Annotated in this window: 13 protein-coding genes and 1 pseudogene; 7 read left to right on the forward strand and 7 right to left on the reverse strand. The window is 71.4% G+C overall.

Annotation, left to right across the window (positions count from 1 at the left end):
• Window positions 1-16: 16 nt before the first annotated feature.
• The 3 genes from HTZ77_RS25885 to HTZ77_RS25895 are packed head-to-tail and all read left to right on the forward strand — an operon-like array spanning window position 17 to window position 3,098.
• The gene (locus HTZ77_RS25885; RefSeq protein WP_175592290.1) at window positions 17-1,468 is read left to right on the forward strand and encodes an FGGY-family carbohydrate kinase; all 1,452 of its coding nucleotides are present in this window, start codon (window positions 17-19) and stop codon (window positions 1,466-1,468) included.
• On the forward strand, window positions 1,465-2,079 hold the full coding sequence (locus tag HTZ77_RS25890; RefSeq protein WP_175592291.1) for a histidine phosphatase family protein: 615 nt from the start codon (window positions 1,465-1,467) through the stop codon (window positions 2,077-2,079). The genes HTZ77_RS25885 and HTZ77_RS25890 overlap by 4 nt, the downstream gene beginning before the upstream one ends.
• The gene (locus HTZ77_RS25895) at window positions 2,076-3,098 is read left to right on the forward strand and encodes a 2-hydroxyacid dehydrogenase (protein ID WP_175592292.1); all 1,023 of its coding nucleotides are present in this window, start codon (window positions 2,076-2,078) and stop codon (window positions 3,096-3,098) included. Before HTZ77_RS25890 ends, HTZ77_RS25895 begins: the two co-directional genes overlap by 4 nt.
• 41 nt (window positions 3,099-3,139) lie before the next feature.
• Here HTZ77_RS25895 and HTZ77_RS25900 read toward each other — a convergent pair whose 3' ends face one another.
• The 3 genes from HTZ77_RS25900 to HTZ77_RS25910 all read right to left on the reverse strand — a co-directional run bounded on the left by HTZ77_RS25900 (window position 3,140) and on the right by HTZ77_RS25910 (window position 6,241).
• Window positions 3,140-3,997, reverse strand: a complete 858-nt coding sequence (locus HTZ77_RS25900) for a carbohydrate ABC transporter permease (RefSeq protein WP_175592293.1) — start codon at window positions 3,995-3,997, stop codon at window positions 3,140-3,142.
• Window positions 3,994-4,875 carry a carbohydrate ABC transporter permease gene (locus tag HTZ77_RS25905; protein ID WP_175592294.1) on the reverse strand — a complete coding sequence of 294 codons (882 nt, stop codon included), beginning with the start codon at window positions 4,873-4,875 and terminating at the stop codon, window positions 3,994-3,996. Before HTZ77_RS25905 ends, HTZ77_RS25900 begins: the two co-directional genes overlap by 4 nt.
• A 70-nt stretch (window positions 4,876-4,945) precedes the next feature.
• Window positions 4,946-6,241, reverse strand: coding sequence for an ABC transporter substrate-binding protein (locus HTZ77_RS25910; RefSeq protein ID WP_328808768.1), 1,296 nt, complete (start codon window positions 6,239-6,241; stop codon window positions 4,946-4,948).
• Between the two features lie 216 nt (window positions 6,242-6,457).
• On the opposite strand from HTZ77_RS25910, the gene HTZ77_RS25915 reads away from it, so the two are divergent.
• On the forward strand, window positions 6,458-6,751 hold the full coding sequence (locus HTZ77_RS25915; RefSeq protein ID WP_175592295.1) for a hypothetical protein: 294 nt from the start codon (window positions 6,458-6,460) through the stop codon (window positions 6,749-6,751).
• Window positions 6,752-6,841: 90 nt separating this feature from the next.
• Window positions 6,842-7,978 carry an RNA-guided endonuclease InsQ/TnpB family protein gene (locus HTZ77_RS25920; RefSeq protein ID WP_175592296.1) on the forward strand — a complete coding sequence of 379 codons (1,137 nt, stop codon included), beginning with the start codon at window positions 6,842-6,844 and terminating at the stop codon, window positions 7,976-7,978.
• A 347-nt stretch (window positions 7,979-8,325) separates the two neighbouring features.
• Here the strand turns inward: HTZ77_RS25920 and HTZ77_RS25925 are convergent, their stop codons facing one another.
• Window positions 8,326-9,738: a penicillin-binding transpeptidase domain-containing protein gene (locus HTZ77_RS25925; RefSeq protein ID WP_235995169.1), complete on the reverse strand. Its 1,413-nt coding sequence runs from the start codon at window positions 9,736-9,738 to the stop codon at window positions 8,326-8,328.
• Window positions 9,739-9,798: 60 nt separating this feature from the next.
• Entirely contained in the window at window positions 9,799-10,158 is a 360-nt protein-coding gene (locus tag HTZ77_RS25930; RefSeq protein WP_175592298.1) for a MerR family transcriptional regulator, read from the reverse strand.
• 90 nt (window positions 10,159-10,248) lie between these two features.
• On the opposite strand from HTZ77_RS25930, the gene HTZ77_RS25935 reads away from it, so the two are divergent.
• The gene (locus HTZ77_RS25935) at window positions 10,249-11,184 is read left to right on the forward strand and encodes an aldo/keto reductase (protein WP_205303526.1); all 936 of its coding nucleotides are present in this window, start codon (window positions 10,249-10,251) and stop codon (window positions 11,182-11,184) included.
• 21 nt (window positions 11,185-11,205) lie between these two features.
• Here HTZ77_RS25935 and HTZ77_RS25940 read toward each other — a convergent pair whose 3' ends face one another.
• Window positions 11,206-11,844: a TetR/AcrR family transcriptional regulator gene (locus tag HTZ77_RS25940; protein ID WP_175592300.1), complete on the reverse strand. Its 639-nt coding sequence runs from the start codon at window positions 11,842-11,844 to the stop codon at window positions 11,206-11,208.
• A 91-nt stretch (window positions 11,845-11,935) separates the two neighbouring features.
• Here HTZ77_RS25940 and HTZ77_RS25945 point away from each other — a divergent pair.
• Window positions 11,936-12,840, forward strand: a pseudogene (locus tag HTZ77_RS25945) (family 1 glycosylhydrolase).
• Between the two features lie 66 nt (window positions 12,841-12,906).
• Here the strand turns inward: HTZ77_RS25945 and HTZ77_RS25950 are convergent.
• Window positions 12,907-13,800 carry a hypothetical protein gene (locus HTZ77_RS25950; RefSeq protein WP_205303582.1) on the reverse strand — a complete coding sequence of 298 codons (894 nt, stop codon included), beginning with the start codon at window positions 13,798-13,800 and terminating at the stop codon, window positions 12,907-12,909.
• Window positions 13,801-13,985: the final 185 nt, after the last annotated feature.

Genomic DNA, 13,985 nt, shown 5'->3' on the forward strand with positions numbered 1-13,985 from the left:
GGACGGGGAGCACGGCATGAGCGTGTGGATCGGCGTCGACCTCGGAACGCAGAGCGTGCGGGCGATGGCCGTGGCCGCCGACGGACAGGTGCTCGGCGCGGCCGGCCGGTCGCTGACCAGCCGCCGCGACGGGCCCCGGCACGAGCAGGACCCCGAGCAGTGGTGGCAGGAGCTGGCCGCGGCCACCCGCGAGGCGCTGGACGGCGTGCCGCCCGAGCGGGTCAGCGGCGTGGCCGTGGACGCCACCTCCGGCACCATCCTGCTCGCCGACCGGGCGGGCCGCCCGCTGACGCCCGGCCTCATGTACGACGACCGCCGCGCCGCCGGCCAGGTGGACCGGGTCAACGCGGCGGGCGCCCACGTGTGGGAGAAGCTCGGCTACCGGCGCATGCAGGCCACCTGGGCGCTGCCCAAGCTGCTGTGGTTGCTGCGCGACGCCCCCGAGGGCTCGCGGCTGTCCCACCAGAGCGACTTCGTCAACCGCCGCCTGGCCGGCCGCGAGGTCGCCACCGACCTGAGCAACGCGCTGAAGACCGGCGTGGACCTCGTCGAGGAGCGCTGGCCGCACGACGTGCTCGACGCGCTGGGCGTCCCCGCCGCGATGCTGCCCCCGGTCGTACGGCCGGGCACCGTGATCGGGCAGGTGTGCGCCCAGGCCGCCGAGGAGACCGGCATCCCGGAGGGCACGCCGATCGTCGCCGGCACCACCGACGGCTGCGCCGCCCAGCTCGGCGCCGGCGCCCTGCGGCCGGGAAGCTGGAACTCCGTGATGGGCACCACGCTCGTCCTCAAGGGCGTCACCCCCGAGCTGGTCCACGACCCGCTCGGCGTCGTCTACTCCCACCGGGCGCCCGACGGCTCCTGGCTGCCCGGCGGCGCGTCCAGCACCGGCGCCGGGGTCCTGGCGCGCGACCTGCCCGGCCGCGACCTCGACGCGCTCGCCGCCGAGGCCGCCCGCCGCTTCGGCCCCGGCGGCAGGGAGCCGGCCGCGACCATCTACCCGCTGGTCTCGCGCGGCGAGCGGTTCCCGTTCGCCGCGCCGGAGGCGGAGGGCTTCACGCTCGGCGAGGTGACCGACGACGCCGACCGCTACGCCGCGATCCTGCGCGGCGCCGCGTACGTCGAGCGGCTCTGCTTCGACTACCTCGACCTGCTCGGCGCCCCCGTCGACGGCGAGATCATCCTGACCGGCGGCGCCACGAGGAGCGCCTACTGGAACCGGCTGCGCGCGAGCGTCCTCGGCCGTCCCGTGACCCTGCGGGAGAACGCCGAGCCCGCGCTCGGCATGGCGGCCCTGGCCGCCGGACCCGGCGCGACGGACGGGATGGTCCGCACCCGCGAGATCGTCCACCCCGACGGCGGCGACGACCTGCGCGAGCACTACCTGCGCTTCGTCGGCGAACTGGAGTCCCGCGGCTGGCTGCCCGCCACGGCCGCCGCCCACGCCCGCAAGAGGAGCACCCATTGACTCGGCTCGTTCTGGTGCGTCACGGCGAGACCGTCTGGCACGCCGAGAACCGCTACGCCGGACTCAGCGACGTCGCGCTGACCCCGCGCGGCCGCGAGCAGGCCGGCGAGCTGGCCGCCTGGGCCGCCACCGCCGGGCTCACCGGCGTCTGGGCCTCGACGCTCAGCCGGGCGGTGATCACCGCCACGCCCAGCGCCGCGGCCGCCGGGGTGGAGCTGCGCGTGGACGAGCGGCTGCGCGAGATCGACTTCGGCCAGGGTGACGGCCTGACCTCGGCCGAGATGCACGAGCGCTTCCCCGAGGCACGCGCCGCGTTCGAGGCCGACCCTGCCGCGCACCCGCTGCCCGGCGGCGAGGACCCGGCCGCCGTGGCCGACCGCTTCGTCGCCGCGCTGGAGGACGTCCGCGCCGCGCAGCCGGACGGCCGGGTGCTGGTGGTGGCCCACACGACCGCCATCAGGCTCGCCCTGTGCCGGCTCATCGGGGTGCCGCTCGGCTCCTACCGCCGGCTGTTCCCGAGCCTGGGCAACTGCGCCGTCACGGAGCTGCGCCTGCGGGACGGGCAGGTCGCCATGCTGCAGTTCAACTCTCCGATTGGAGCCGACCGTTGACCATCCGAGTCCTCGCCGCGGGCGACCACTTCGTCAAGAACAGCCTGCTCATCGACGCGCTCAAGCGCGAGGTGCCCGGCGACCTGGACATCCGGGAGCTGACGCTGCCGTGGCCGGTCGTCCCGTTCGGCCCGGTGGGTGAGGTGAAAGAGGCCTCCGACGTGGAGGACGAGCTGATCGGGGCATTGCGGGACGTGGAGGTGTGCGTCACGCAGATGGCGCCGCTGACCCGGCGCGTGCTCGACGCGAGCCCCGCCCTGCGGCTGTTCAGCGTCAGCCGCGGCGGCCCCGTCAACGCCAACCTGGAGGCCGCCACCGAGGCGGGCGTGGCCGTCACGTTCGCGCCCGGCCGCAACGCCGTGGCCACGGCCGAGCACACGCTGGCCCTGCTGCTCGCGGCCACGCGCCGGGTCCCGCAGACGCACGCCGACCTGGCCGGGGGCGTGTGGCGGGGCGACTACTACCGCTACGACATGGTCGGGCCGGAGCTGGACGGCAGCACGGTCGGCCTGGTCGGCTACGGCGCGATCGGGCGGCGCGTGAGCCGCATGCTGGCGGGGTTCGGCGCCGAGGTGCTGGTGTACGACCCGTACGTGGACGACGTGCCCGGCAAGGTGGAGCTGGCGGAGCTGCTGTCGCGCTCCCGCTTCGTGTCCCTGCACGCGCGGGCCACGCCCGAGACCACCGGCATGATCGGCGCGGCGCAGATCGCACTGATGCCCGCCGGGTCGGTGCTGGTCAACTGCGCCCGGGGGGCGCTGCTCGACTACGACGCCCTGTGCGACGCGCTGGACTCCGGCCACCTGTTCGGCGCGGCCCTGGACGTCTTCCCCGAGGAGCCGATCCCGGCCGGGTCGCGCCTGCTGACCACGCCCAACCTGGTGATGACGCCGCACCTGGCGGGCGCCAGCAAGGAGACCGCGATCAAGGCGGCCCGGATCGTGGCGGCCGACGTGGCCCGCTACGTGCGCGGCGAGCCCCTGGCCCACTGCGCCAACCCGTCGTTCGCCACGTCCTGACGGCCCGGTGTCCCCGCTCCTTCCCGGCAGCGGGGACACGGTCAGCCCTTGAGCGCCCCCGCCATGAGGCCGCGCATGAAGAAGCGGCCCAGCAGCACGTAGATGAGCATGGTGGGGATGGACGACAGGATCGCCGCGGCCATCTGCTGGCTGTACGGCGTGGCCTGCGCGCCCGCGATGTTGTTCAGCATCACCGTGGCCGGCCAGCTCTGCGGCCCCGTGAGGAACACCGCGAACAGGAAGTCGTTCCACAGCGACGTGAACTGCCAGATGACCACCACGGCGATGGCCGGCGCGGAGACCGGGAGCACCACGGACCAGTACGTCCGCAGCATGCCGGCGCCGTCCACCCGCGACGCCTCGATCAGCTCGTCGGGGATCGTGACGTAGTAGTTGCGGAAGATCAGCGTGCAGATCGGGATGCCGTACACCACGTGCGCGAGCACGAGGCCCGGGATGCCGCCGTAGAAGACGCCCTGCAGCCCGGTCAGCTCGTTCAGGCCGACGAGGAGCTGCACCAGCGGGATCATCACGCCCTGGTACGGGATGAACATGCCGAACAGGAACAGCGTGAACAGCACGTCCGCGCCCGGGAAGCGCCACTTGGACAGCACGTAGCCGTTCATCGACCCGAGGGCGCACGACAGCAGCGACCCGGGGACGGCCAGCAGCACGCTGTTCCACAGGCCCGGCGCCAGCTTCTCCCAGGCGACCCGCCACGCCTCCGCGGTCCAGGTGACCGGCAGGTTCCACGCCTGGCCGGGGTCGGCCTCGGTGAGCGGCTTGAAGCTGGTGACCAGCAGGACGTACACGGGGATCAGGAAGACCACCACGAACGCGACCAGGATCACCAGCCGCACCCCGGTGAACACCCGCCCCCGCGGGGCGACCGCCGTCATGAGCGCCTCTCCTTGCGCACGGACCAGATCAGGTACGGGATGACGAAGATCGCGACGCTCAGCACGATGTACGAGGCGATGGTGGCGCCCTTGGCCGGGTCGTGGGAGTCGAAGACCGCCACCCACATGAACACCGCCGGCACGTCCGTGATGATCTGCTTGCCGGAGACCGCCACGATGAGGTCGAACACCTTGAGCGAGATGTGGCCGAGGATGATCAGCGCCGAGAGCGTCACCGGGCGCAGCAGCGGCAGCACCACGTGCCGGTAGACGCCCCACTCGCCGCATCCGTCCACCCGCGCCGCCTCGCGCAGCTCCTCGGGGACGCCCCGGAAGCCCGCCAGGAACAACGCCATGACATATCCCGACATTTGCCAGATTGCTGGTAACGCCATCGCGGCCATGCCCCAGTCGGGATCGCGGAACCACTGCCACTGCGGCAGCCCGATCGCGTCGAACAGCCGGTTCAGCCCGACCGCCCGCTCCCCCATGCCCGAGTTCATCAGCCACCGCCACACGATGCCGGTGGCGACGAACGAGATGGCCATCGGGAACAGGTAGATCGCCCGGAACGTGCCCTCCCCGCGGATGCCCTTCTCCATGAGGAAGGCGAGGAACCAGCCGAGCACCAGCGCGCCCAGCACGAACACGACCGTGAACATGATCGCGTGATCGACCGACAGGTGCCACCTGGGCTGGTCCCAGATGCCGACGAAGTTGTCCAGCCCGACGAACGTCCCCTCGGACACCTCGTCGTGCTTGTCCGTCATGGCCAGCCGGAAGTTCCAGCCCAGCATCCCGTACACGAACACGCCGATCGCCACGATCGACGGCGCGACCAGGAGCAGGCCCGGCAGCCAGGTGCGTGCCCGCCTCACGGCGAATCCCTCCAGAACGTCATCCGGGGGCCGCGGCGGGCACCCGACCGGCGCCCGCCGTGCCCGCGGCTCACTGGGCGTTCGCCTTGGCGGCGTCGGCCAGCGCCTTCTGCAGCGCGGCCACGTCCTTGCTGCCGATGAACAGGCCGACCGCCTCCGTGATCGCCGCCAGCCAGGGCTGGTTCACGGACACGCCGTGCTGGATCGAGCCGGCGAGCTTGTCGCTCGACCAGTCCTTCAGGGCGTCGGCCAGGTAGTCGGTGTAGAGCGACTGGTCGGCGTCCTTGCGGGCCGGGATGGAGCCCTTCTTCGGGTTGAAGGCGTCCTGCCCCTCCTTGCCGGCCGCGACCTTGAGCCAGGCGACGGCCCCGTCACGGTTCTTGGCGCCCTTGGGCAGGGTGAAGCTGTCGGACAGCCACAGGTAGGTGCCCTCGGTGCCGGGCGAGGGCGCCCAGTCGAAGTCGGTCTTCGAGGTCTTGCCCAGGCCGCCGTCCGGCGGGTTGTGGAAGTAGCCGTACGCCCAGTCGCCCATGATGTTGAACGCGGCCTCGCCGTCGGCCACCTGCTTGGCCGCGGGCTGCCAGTCGTCCTGCGGGTCGCCCGCGTACGACATGACCGTCTTGAAGGTCTCCAGGGCCTTGGTGACCTGCGGGGAGCTCCAGTCGGCGCCCGGCTTGAACAGCGCGTTGTAGGCGTCCGTGCCGAGCGAGCCGAGCAGGACGCTCTCCAGCAGGTGGGTCACCGTCCACTCGGAGCCGATCGACAGCGGGATCTTGCCCTTGGCCTTGACCTTGCCCAGGTCGGCGACGAACTCCTCCAGCGTCCTGGGCGCGCCCGCGATGCCGGCCTCCTTCAGCACCGACGGGTTGAACCACAGGACGTTCGACCGGTGGATGTTCACCGGCACCGAGTAGACCTTGCCCTGGACGCTGATCTGGTCGACGAGCTGCGCCGGGAACACGTCGCGCAGCTTCAGCTCGTCGTAGAGGAAGTTGAGGTCCTCCAGGTCACCGGCCTTGATGTAGCCCTGCAGCTCGGCGCCGGCGTGGCCCTGGAAGGTGTCGGGCGGGGTGTCCGCCTGGAGCTTCGACTGCAGCAGCGCCTTGGCCTTGTCGCCGGAGCCGCCCGCGACCGCCGCGTCGAAGAACGTGTACGACGGGTTCTTCTGCTCGAAGATCTGCCGCATCGCCTTGAGTCCGTCGGCCTCTCCCGGGCCTGTCCACCAGGAGAACACCTCGACCTGCTTCTTGGCGTCACCCCCTCCTGAGGAGGGCTGCGCCCCCTTGCCCCCGCCGCCACAGGCCGCCAGGGTGAGCACGCTCGCCAAAGTGATCGCGACGGTGGCCGTCCACCTACGTCGCATCATGCACCGTCCCTTCGAGAATCCCCCGAGAACGCGTGTCGACGACGCCGTCTGATTGACAACGTTGTCAGAAGGAATCAACCCACTTCGGCCTCCGAGCCGTCAAGGCGTGCGTGGTAACAGCTCCGCATACCCATCCGGACCATGAGGAACGTGACGCGATTCACCGGCCTGGCGCCCGGAGGGGAAAGTGTCGGCGCCCGCGGGCACACTCCCTTCATGCCGGACGAGCCCCTGGAACTCGGTGAGGTCTCCACCGCCGACTGGTACGCCCACTCCGACACCATGAACCAGGTGGGCTTTCTCACGATCGCCCGCCGGTTACCCTCCCTCGTCCGCCAGGCCCTGGCCATGGCGTGGCGGGCCAGCCCGCGCGACACGACGGTCACGATGATCCTGCAGATCCTCGGCGGCGTCTTCACGGCGTTCGGGCTGCTGGCCACCACGGGAGTCCTGACAGCGCTGTTCGAGCAGGGCCCCACCCCCGAGCGGTTGCTGCCGAGAACTCAGTAACGAACCGAGTAGGTGCGCACAACAAAAACGCAGTAGCTGCCAGTCCCGATGTTCCTGCCTTCGGGCATAGACCAACGGAAGGATCATGGTGTGCTGCTCCGGTACACCTTCCGCCTCTACCCGACCGCCAGTCAGCACGTCGCGCTGGCTCGGACGTTCGGATGCGCGCGGACGGTCTTCAACGACGGGCTGCGCATGCGACGCGAAGCACATATCAACGGCCTGCCGTATGTCTCGGACGGCGACCTGTCTAAGCGCGTCATCACGCAGGCGAAGAAGGCCCCGGAACGCGCCTGGCTGTGCGAGGTGTCTGCGGTGGTGTTGCAGCAGGCGCTGGCGGACCTGAACACCGCCTACCGCAACTTTTTCGCCTCCCTGTCCGGCAAGCGCAAAGGGCCGAAGATGGCCGCCCCTCGGTTCCGGTCGAGGAAGGACTCCCGGCAAGCGATTAGGTTCACCAGGAACGCCCGGTTCGCCGTCACGACGGGTGGCAAGCTGCGCCTACCGAAGATCGGGGACGTGCCAGTACGCTGGTCGCGGCCTCTGCCGTCCGAACCATCCTCGGTGACGGTCATCAAGGACGCGGCCGGGCGCTACTTCGCATCGTTTGTGGTCGAGACCGCCGCTGCCCCGCTGCCGCAGACGACCGGCGAGGTCGGCATAGACCTGGGCCTCACGCGTTTCGCGGTGCTGTCGGACGGGCGGAAGATCGGCTCTCCGCGTTTCCTACGCCGCGCGGAGAAGAAGCTGAAGAAGGCACAAAAAGCTCTCAGCCGCACGACCAAGGGCAGCAACAACCGGAGCAAGGCCCGGGTGAAGGTGGCCCGCGCACACGCCCGGGTGGCCGACGCCCGCCGCGACTTCACGCACAAGCTCTCCACGCAGATCATCCGTGAGAATCAAACGGTGGTCATGGAGGACTTGTGCGTCAGGGGTCTGGCCCGCACTCGGCTGGCGAAGTCCGTGCACGATGCGGGCTGGGCGATGTTCACCGGCATGCTTGAAAGCAAGGCCAAACGGTACGGCCGCACCCTCGTGCGTGTGGATCGCTGGTTCCCCTCCTCGAAGTTATGCTCGGCCTGCGGGGCGCTGGCCGAGGCGATGCCGCTCGACGTGCGGTCGTGGGCCTGCCTGTGCGGGGCCGTGCACGACCGCGATGTGAACGCGGCGATCAACATTCTGGCCGCCGGGCGGGCGGACAGCCTAAACGCCTGCGGAGGACTGTAAGACCCGCCGCTTAGCGGAGGGCAAGATCCGTTGAAACAGGAAGCCACAGAGGTGCCGCACGTGCGGCGCGGACTGGATCCCCCGCCTTCAGGCCAGGGAGCGCGTCAAAACATCACGATGGGCACTCCTCCCCCTCGGCGTAACCACGGTCTCCGGCCAAGAGTGCGCGTCGTCACGGCGAGCACCCCGTGAGCCCTCACGACCGGCCATGACAGAGCCCGGCCGACGTCGGCGCGTGCGCGTGACCTTGGCTGTGCCGTAAAGAAAGAAAAAGCAGTTGGCTGTGCCGTGAAGGAAGAAAAAGCAGTTGGCTGTGCCGTGAAGGAAGAATCACAAGAAGAAGAGCTCTACGGCAGCGCGGCGCGGAGGATGGCGCGGGCAAGGGGGGCGGCCGCGGACGGTGTGGTGGACTCCAGCACCACCCCCACCGCCACCTCCGGCGCGTCCGCCGGGGCGAAGGCCGTGCAGGCCGACGGGCCGTGGCCCGACGTCGTCGTCTTGGCCGCCACCTCCATCCCCGGCAGCGCCACCCCGGCCGCCGGGCCGCCCGGCACCGTGGTCGTCGTCATCAGGGCCGCGAGCTGCCCCGCCGGCTGCGGCGGCATGGCCGTCCGGTACGGCGCCGGTTCGGCGCGGTCCGTGGTGGACCCGTCCGGCAGCCGCACCTCCTCCACCAGGTAGGGCCGCATCAGCAGCCCCCCGTTGGCCACCGCCGCCGACAGCATGGCGAGCATCAGCGGGCTCGCCCGGACCTCGTCGCGGCCGATCGCCGACAGCGCCGCGCGCGACTGGTCGAGGTCGCCCGGGTACGTGCCGGTCCTGGCCTGGAGCGGGAGCGCGAGGTCGTCGGCGTTGAAGCCGAACGCCTCCGCCTGGTCGCGCAGCAGGTCCGGGCCGAGCTGGAGGCCGAGGTTGGCGAGCGCGGTGTCGCAGGAGAGCTGGAAGGCGTAGGCCAGCGGCGGCCGCCCGTCGCCGCAGGGCCGCCCGGCCGCGGCGGTCAGGAAGGCGGGCGGCCCCGGCAGCGGCAGCCGGGCCGGCGCGCCGACCCGCGAGGCGACCGTGTACTCCCCCGAGCCGAGCGCGGCCGCCGTGGTGACCAGCTCGAAGACGGCCCCCGGCGGGTAGGCGCGGTGCAGGGCCCGGTCGAGCAGCGGCCGGCGCGGGTCGCCGCGCAGCCGCCGGTCCGTGGCGGCCTCCTCGGTCGGGTCGCCGGGCGCGTAGGCGGCCGGGTCGTAGGACGGGTAGCTGACCAGCGCGAGGACCGCGCCGGTCGCCGGGTCGAGCGCCACCGCGGCGCCCGGCCGGCCCGTGGCCTCCAGCGCCTCGTACGCGGCCCGCTGCACCGGCTCCCTGATCGTCAGCCGGACGTCGGCGCCCCCGTAGGCGCGATCCTCGACCAGGGCCCGCATGCGCACCTTCGGGTCGCTGCCCGACAGGACGGCGTCGCGCGCCCTCTCGACGCCGGTGGCCCGCCGGAGCGACACGTGGCCGGTGACGTGCGCGTACATCTCGCCGTACGGATAGACCCGCAGGTGACCGTACGGCTCGGCGTCCGCGCGGCGGCTGGTGGCGACGACCGCGCCCTCGTGGGTGATGATGTCGCCGCGGGGCCGGCCGAGCTTGGCGAGCAGCACCCGCTGGTCGCGCGGGTCGCCCTCCAGGTCGCTCCGCCCGAACGCCTGCAGATAGGTGAGGTTGGCCAGCAGCGAGAACAGCAGCGCGGCGCAGGCCAGGCTGGCGCGCCGCAGCGGGATGTTCATGCGTCTCGCCCCGGGCCCGGCCATGGCTTCTGGTCTAGCAGCCACGGCCCCAAGGGCGGGCTAGAGGACGCTGCGGTAGTAGGAAATCTTGTGGTTGATGTAGCGCTGGCGTTCGGCGAGGTTGGCGATCTGCGCCTGCACGCGGCGGTCGTGCTCCTCCAGGACCCGGATGCGGTCGGCGATCGTGTGCTCGCCCGCCCGCACCAGCTCGGCGAAGCGCAGCATCTCGGCGATCGGCATGCCCGTGTCGCGCAGGCAGCGGATCATGCCGAGCCAGCTCAGGTCCTCCTCGCTGAAGCGGCGCTGACCGGCCGCGTTGCGTTCGACGGGCTCCAGGAGGCCGATCTTCTCGTAGTAGCGCAGGGTGTCGAGGGTGAAGCCGGTCTCCTCGACCGCTTCGGCCGGCGTGTAGACGGTCACGCGGCCCAGGATCTCACCTGGAGCCGACTCCAGGTCAAGCTCCAGCCCCCGCTTGACATGGAGCGCACTCCAGGCCGGACAGTCATGACCATGACGACTGGACTGAACCTCGTGCTCGGCACCATCCCGTTCGGCACCGCGGTCAGCGAGGAGGACTCCTTCGCGCTGCTCGACCGCTTCTTCGAGGCGGGCGGGCGGATGCTGGACACGTCCAACAACTACCCGTTCTGGATGGAGGGCCGCACGGGTGACGAGAGCGAGCTGACGCTGGGCGCGTGGATGGCGGCCCGCGGCAACCGTGACGAGGTCTTCGTGAGCACGAAGGTGGGCGCCCGGCCCACGGTGCCGGGTGACACCACGCTGGACTCGGCCGAAGGGCTGTCGGCGGCGGCCGTCGCGCGGGGCGTCGAGGGCAGTCTGCGCCGCCTGCGCACCGACCGGATCGACCTGTACTGGTCGCACATCGAGGACCGGTCCGTGCCGCTGGAGGAGACGCTCGGGGCGTTCGGCGAGCTGGCCGCGCGGGGCCTGATCCGCGAGCTGGGCGCCAGCAACATGCCGGCCTGGCGGCTGGAGCGGGCGCGCGCCATGTCGGCCGCGCACGGCTGGGTCCGCTGCACGTACGCGCAGCTCCGCCACACCTACCTGCGGCCGCGCCCGTTCACGCGGCTGGCGGAGGGCGGCCACCAGCTCGCCACCGACGACATGCTGGACTACGTGCGCTCGGAGCCGGACCTGACGCTGTGGGCGTACAACACGCTCATGTCCGGCCGCTACACCCGCCCGGACCGGCCGCTGCCGGAGAGCTACGACCACCCCGGCACGGACCGGCGGCTGGCCACGCTGCGCGAGGTGGCGGCGGAGCTGGGCGTGACCGTCAACCAGGTGGTGCTGGCCTGGCTGACGGCCGACGGGCACGTGCCGATCGTCGGGGTGTCCACGGCCGCCCAGCTCGACGAGGCGATCGGGGCGGCGGAGGTCAAGCTGGACGACGACGTCCGCGCCCGGCTCGACGCCGCCTGCTAGCCGCACCCGCCCCGGGGCGGGTCAGGGCAGGTGGTCGGAGAGGTAGCGGCGGACGAGCAGCTTGCACTCGGCGATCATGCCGGCGTCGCCGGCCGGGTCCATGCGGAACGCCAGCTTGAGCACCGCGTCCGTGGCCTCCACCGCCACGAGCAGGGCGCGGTCGAAGCCCTCGCCCGCGGGGGCGCCCAGCCGCTCGCGCGCGAGGGTCCGCAGCCGGTCGGCGACGATCGCGTTGTTCTCCAGCGCCGAGTCGAGCATCCGGTTGGTGCCCTCCAGGGCCGGGCCGCCGGGCGACACCAGCACCTCGCCGAAGTCGACCACCCCGAACCCGGGCGTTGTCCGCTTCATGACCACGAACTCGTCGATGGCCAGGTCGATCAGGTCGGTCCAGTGGTCGACGGTCGTGTGCGCGAGCCGCTCGGTGATCCGGCGCAGGAACGCGTCGAGGTTGCGCCGGGCCAGCGCGCGCACGAGCCCCTGCTTGTCGGGGAAGAACTGGTAGAACGTGCCGATCGGCACCTCGGCCCGGCGCGCGACCTCCTTGGTCGTGAGTGCCTCGTAACCGACCTCGTCGAGCAGCACGGCGCACTCGTCGAGCATGCGCTCGACCCGCTCAAGGCTGCGGCGTTGGGCGGGACGGCGCCGCAAGGTACTGGTCATGCCCCCATCCTGGCTCATTACCGGCAGGTAGAGGATCTCGCTTTGCCGTCAGTTAACATGAGCCTCACTCGTATAACACTGAGACGCCGCGATGTTCCCGTGGGGCACGGCCACGGCCGCCTACCAGATCGAAGGAGCCGTCGCCGAGGACGGCCGAGGCACGTCCGTCTGGGACACGTTCGTCCACGAGCCGGGCCGCGTCCGCGACGGCCACACGGGTGACGTGGCCTGCGACCACTACCACCGGTGGCGCGAGGACGTGGCGCTCATGTCGGGCCTGGGCGTCAACGCCTATCGCTTCTCGATCGCCTGGACCCGCGTCCTGCCCTAGGGGTCCGGCGCGGTCAACCCCAAGGGCCTCGACTTCTACGAGCGGCTGGTGGACGGGCTGCTGGAGGCCGACGTCACGCCGCGCTGACCGTGGCCCACCACCAGCTCCTCGGCCACGGCCTGGCCGCGCAGGCGCTGCGGGCGGCGGGGGCGCGCGGGGTGCTGATCACCAACAACTGCACGCCCGTCTGGCCCGCCTCGGGGTCCGAGGAGGACCTGGCCGCCGCCGCGGCCGACGACGTCCTGCCGTTCACGGACGCCGGCGACACCGGGTACCCGACCACCGCCTTCGGCTGGCCGGTCGTGCCCGACGGGCTGCGCGAGCTGCTCACCGGGCTGCGCGAGCGGTACGGGCGAGCGCTGCCTCCGGTGTACGTCACGGAGAACGGCTGCTCCCAGCCCGACGAGCTGACCCCGGACGGCGTGGACGACCAGGGGCGCGTCGCCTACCTCCGCGACCACGTCGCCGCCCTGGAGCAGGCCCGCGAGGAGGGCGTGGACGTGCGGGGCTACTTCGTCTGGTCGCTGCTGGACAACTTCGAGTGGGCCGAGGGGTACCACCAGCGCTTCGGCCTGGTCCACGTCGACTTCGCCACCGGCGAGCGCACCCCGAAGGCGTCGTACGGCTGGTACCGGGACCACATCGCCGCCGCGCTCCGGACGTAGCGGCACCTCACGGCGGGGCCGTCCGGCGAGGCCCCGCCCCCGCGCCGCCCGTCGCCGGCGGCCCGGTCAGAAGACCGACACGTGGACGTGGTCGTAGTGGTTGGCGGTGACGCCGCCCCGGTCGGACATGGGGTCCCAGCCGCCGCCCGACCGGATGTCGTAGTAGCGCTGCTTCCAGATGATGTACATGACGCCGATCTTCGACCCGTTCTGGATCAGCCACTCCGCCAGCGCGTCGCCGCGCTCCTCGTCGGCCCCGCTGGCGGCGCGGCCGCCGCTGGACATCATGAAGTCGCAGGCCCGGCCCTTGCCGTGCTCGCCCGGGTCGCCGGGGCGCAGGCAGCCGACCCCGTACGGCATGGGGAAGTTCGCCATGATGGCGGCCCGGACCGCGATCATGCGCGGCGTGAGGCCCTCGGCGCCGCCGGGCTGCTGGAAGCCGTACTTGGCGAGCAGGCGCTCGATGTCGCGGCGCTTGCCCTGCATCACCTTGATCTCGCGCTTGAGCTTGTCCACCTTGTCGTCGGCCGCGACCTCGGCCTTCTTGGCGTCCTCGATGAGCTTCTCGACCTGGCGGACCCGGCCGGCGCGCTCCGCGGCGATGTAGCTCATGTTCGCCGCCTGGGCGAGCGCCGTCGACGGGTCGCCGTCGTAGCCCAGCAGCCCGACGCCGTCGAGGGGGCCCATGACGTACGTGTTGCGGGCGATCGCGGCCACGTCCGCCCTGGCGCGGGCGAGCCGGGCCTTCAGGGCGCCCGAGGTCTTGACGGCCCTGCTCACCTGGAGCTTGATCTCCTCCAGGCTCTGGATCTGGCCGCGGTAGCGCTGGTTCAGCTCCTGCGCCTGCTTGGTGAGTTTGCGAAGCTCGGCGGGGTTGGGGGCGGCCGTCGCGGCCTGCGGCAGGGGGAGTAAGAGCAGGCCGGAGAGAAGGACGGCCAACAGGGCGACGCGACCGACCATCACGCCTGTCCTCCCCTCATAGACGGTCCGAAACTATAGAAGATGATCTTGATGACTGTCACCTGAACGACCGAACCGGCACACCTTTGGCGACCTATATCGCGATAAATCACGGTTTGTCGGTTCTAAGGGCGGGATAAAGATTTGGGTCTTGTCGGGAGCTCAGCCCCGGTTTGAGATGGCGA

Origin of the sequence: Nonomuraea montanisoli (assembly GCF_013363975.1) — a bacterium.
GTDB classification, from domain to species: Bacteria; Actinomycetota; Actinomycetes; order Streptosporangiales; family Streptosporangiaceae; genus Nonomuraea; species Nonomuraea montanisoli.

Excerpts from the sequence above, each read along its gene's own strand:
- HTZ77_RS25910 (WP_328808768.1), bottom strand. The coding sequence starts at position 6,241 with ATGATGCGACGTAGGTGGACGGCCACCGTCGCGATCACTTTGGCGAGC.
- HTZ77_RS25940 (WP_175592300.1), bottom strand. The coding sequence starts at position 11,844 with ATGACCAGTACCTTGCGGCGCCGTCCCGCCCAACGCCGCAGCCTTGAG.
- HTZ77_RS25925 (WP_235995169.1), bottom strand. The coding sequence starts at position 9,738 with ATGAACATCCCGCTGCGGCGCGCCAGCCTGGCCTGCGCCGCGCTGCTG.
- HTZ77_RS25900 (WP_175592293.1), bottom strand. The coding sequence starts at position 3,997 with ATGACGGCGGTCGCCCCGCGGGGGCGGGTGTTCACCGGGGTGCGGCTG.
- HTZ77_RS25885 (WP_175592290.1), top strand. The coding sequence starts at position 17 with ATGAGCGTGTGGATCGGCGTCGACCTCGGAACGCAGAGCGTGCGGGCG.
- HTZ77_RS25935 (WP_205303526.1), top strand. The coding sequence starts at position 10,249 with ATGACGACTGGACTGAACCTCGTGCTCGGCACCATCCCGTTCGGCACC.
- HTZ77_RS25915 (WP_175592295.1), top strand. The coding sequence starts at position 6,458 with ATGCCGGACGAGCCCCTGGAACTCGGTGAGGTCTCCACCGCCGACTGG.
- HTZ77_RS25950 (WP_205303582.1), bottom strand. The coding sequence starts at position 13,800 with ATGGTCGGTCGCGTCGCCCTGTTGGCCGTCCTTCTCTCCGGCCTGCTC.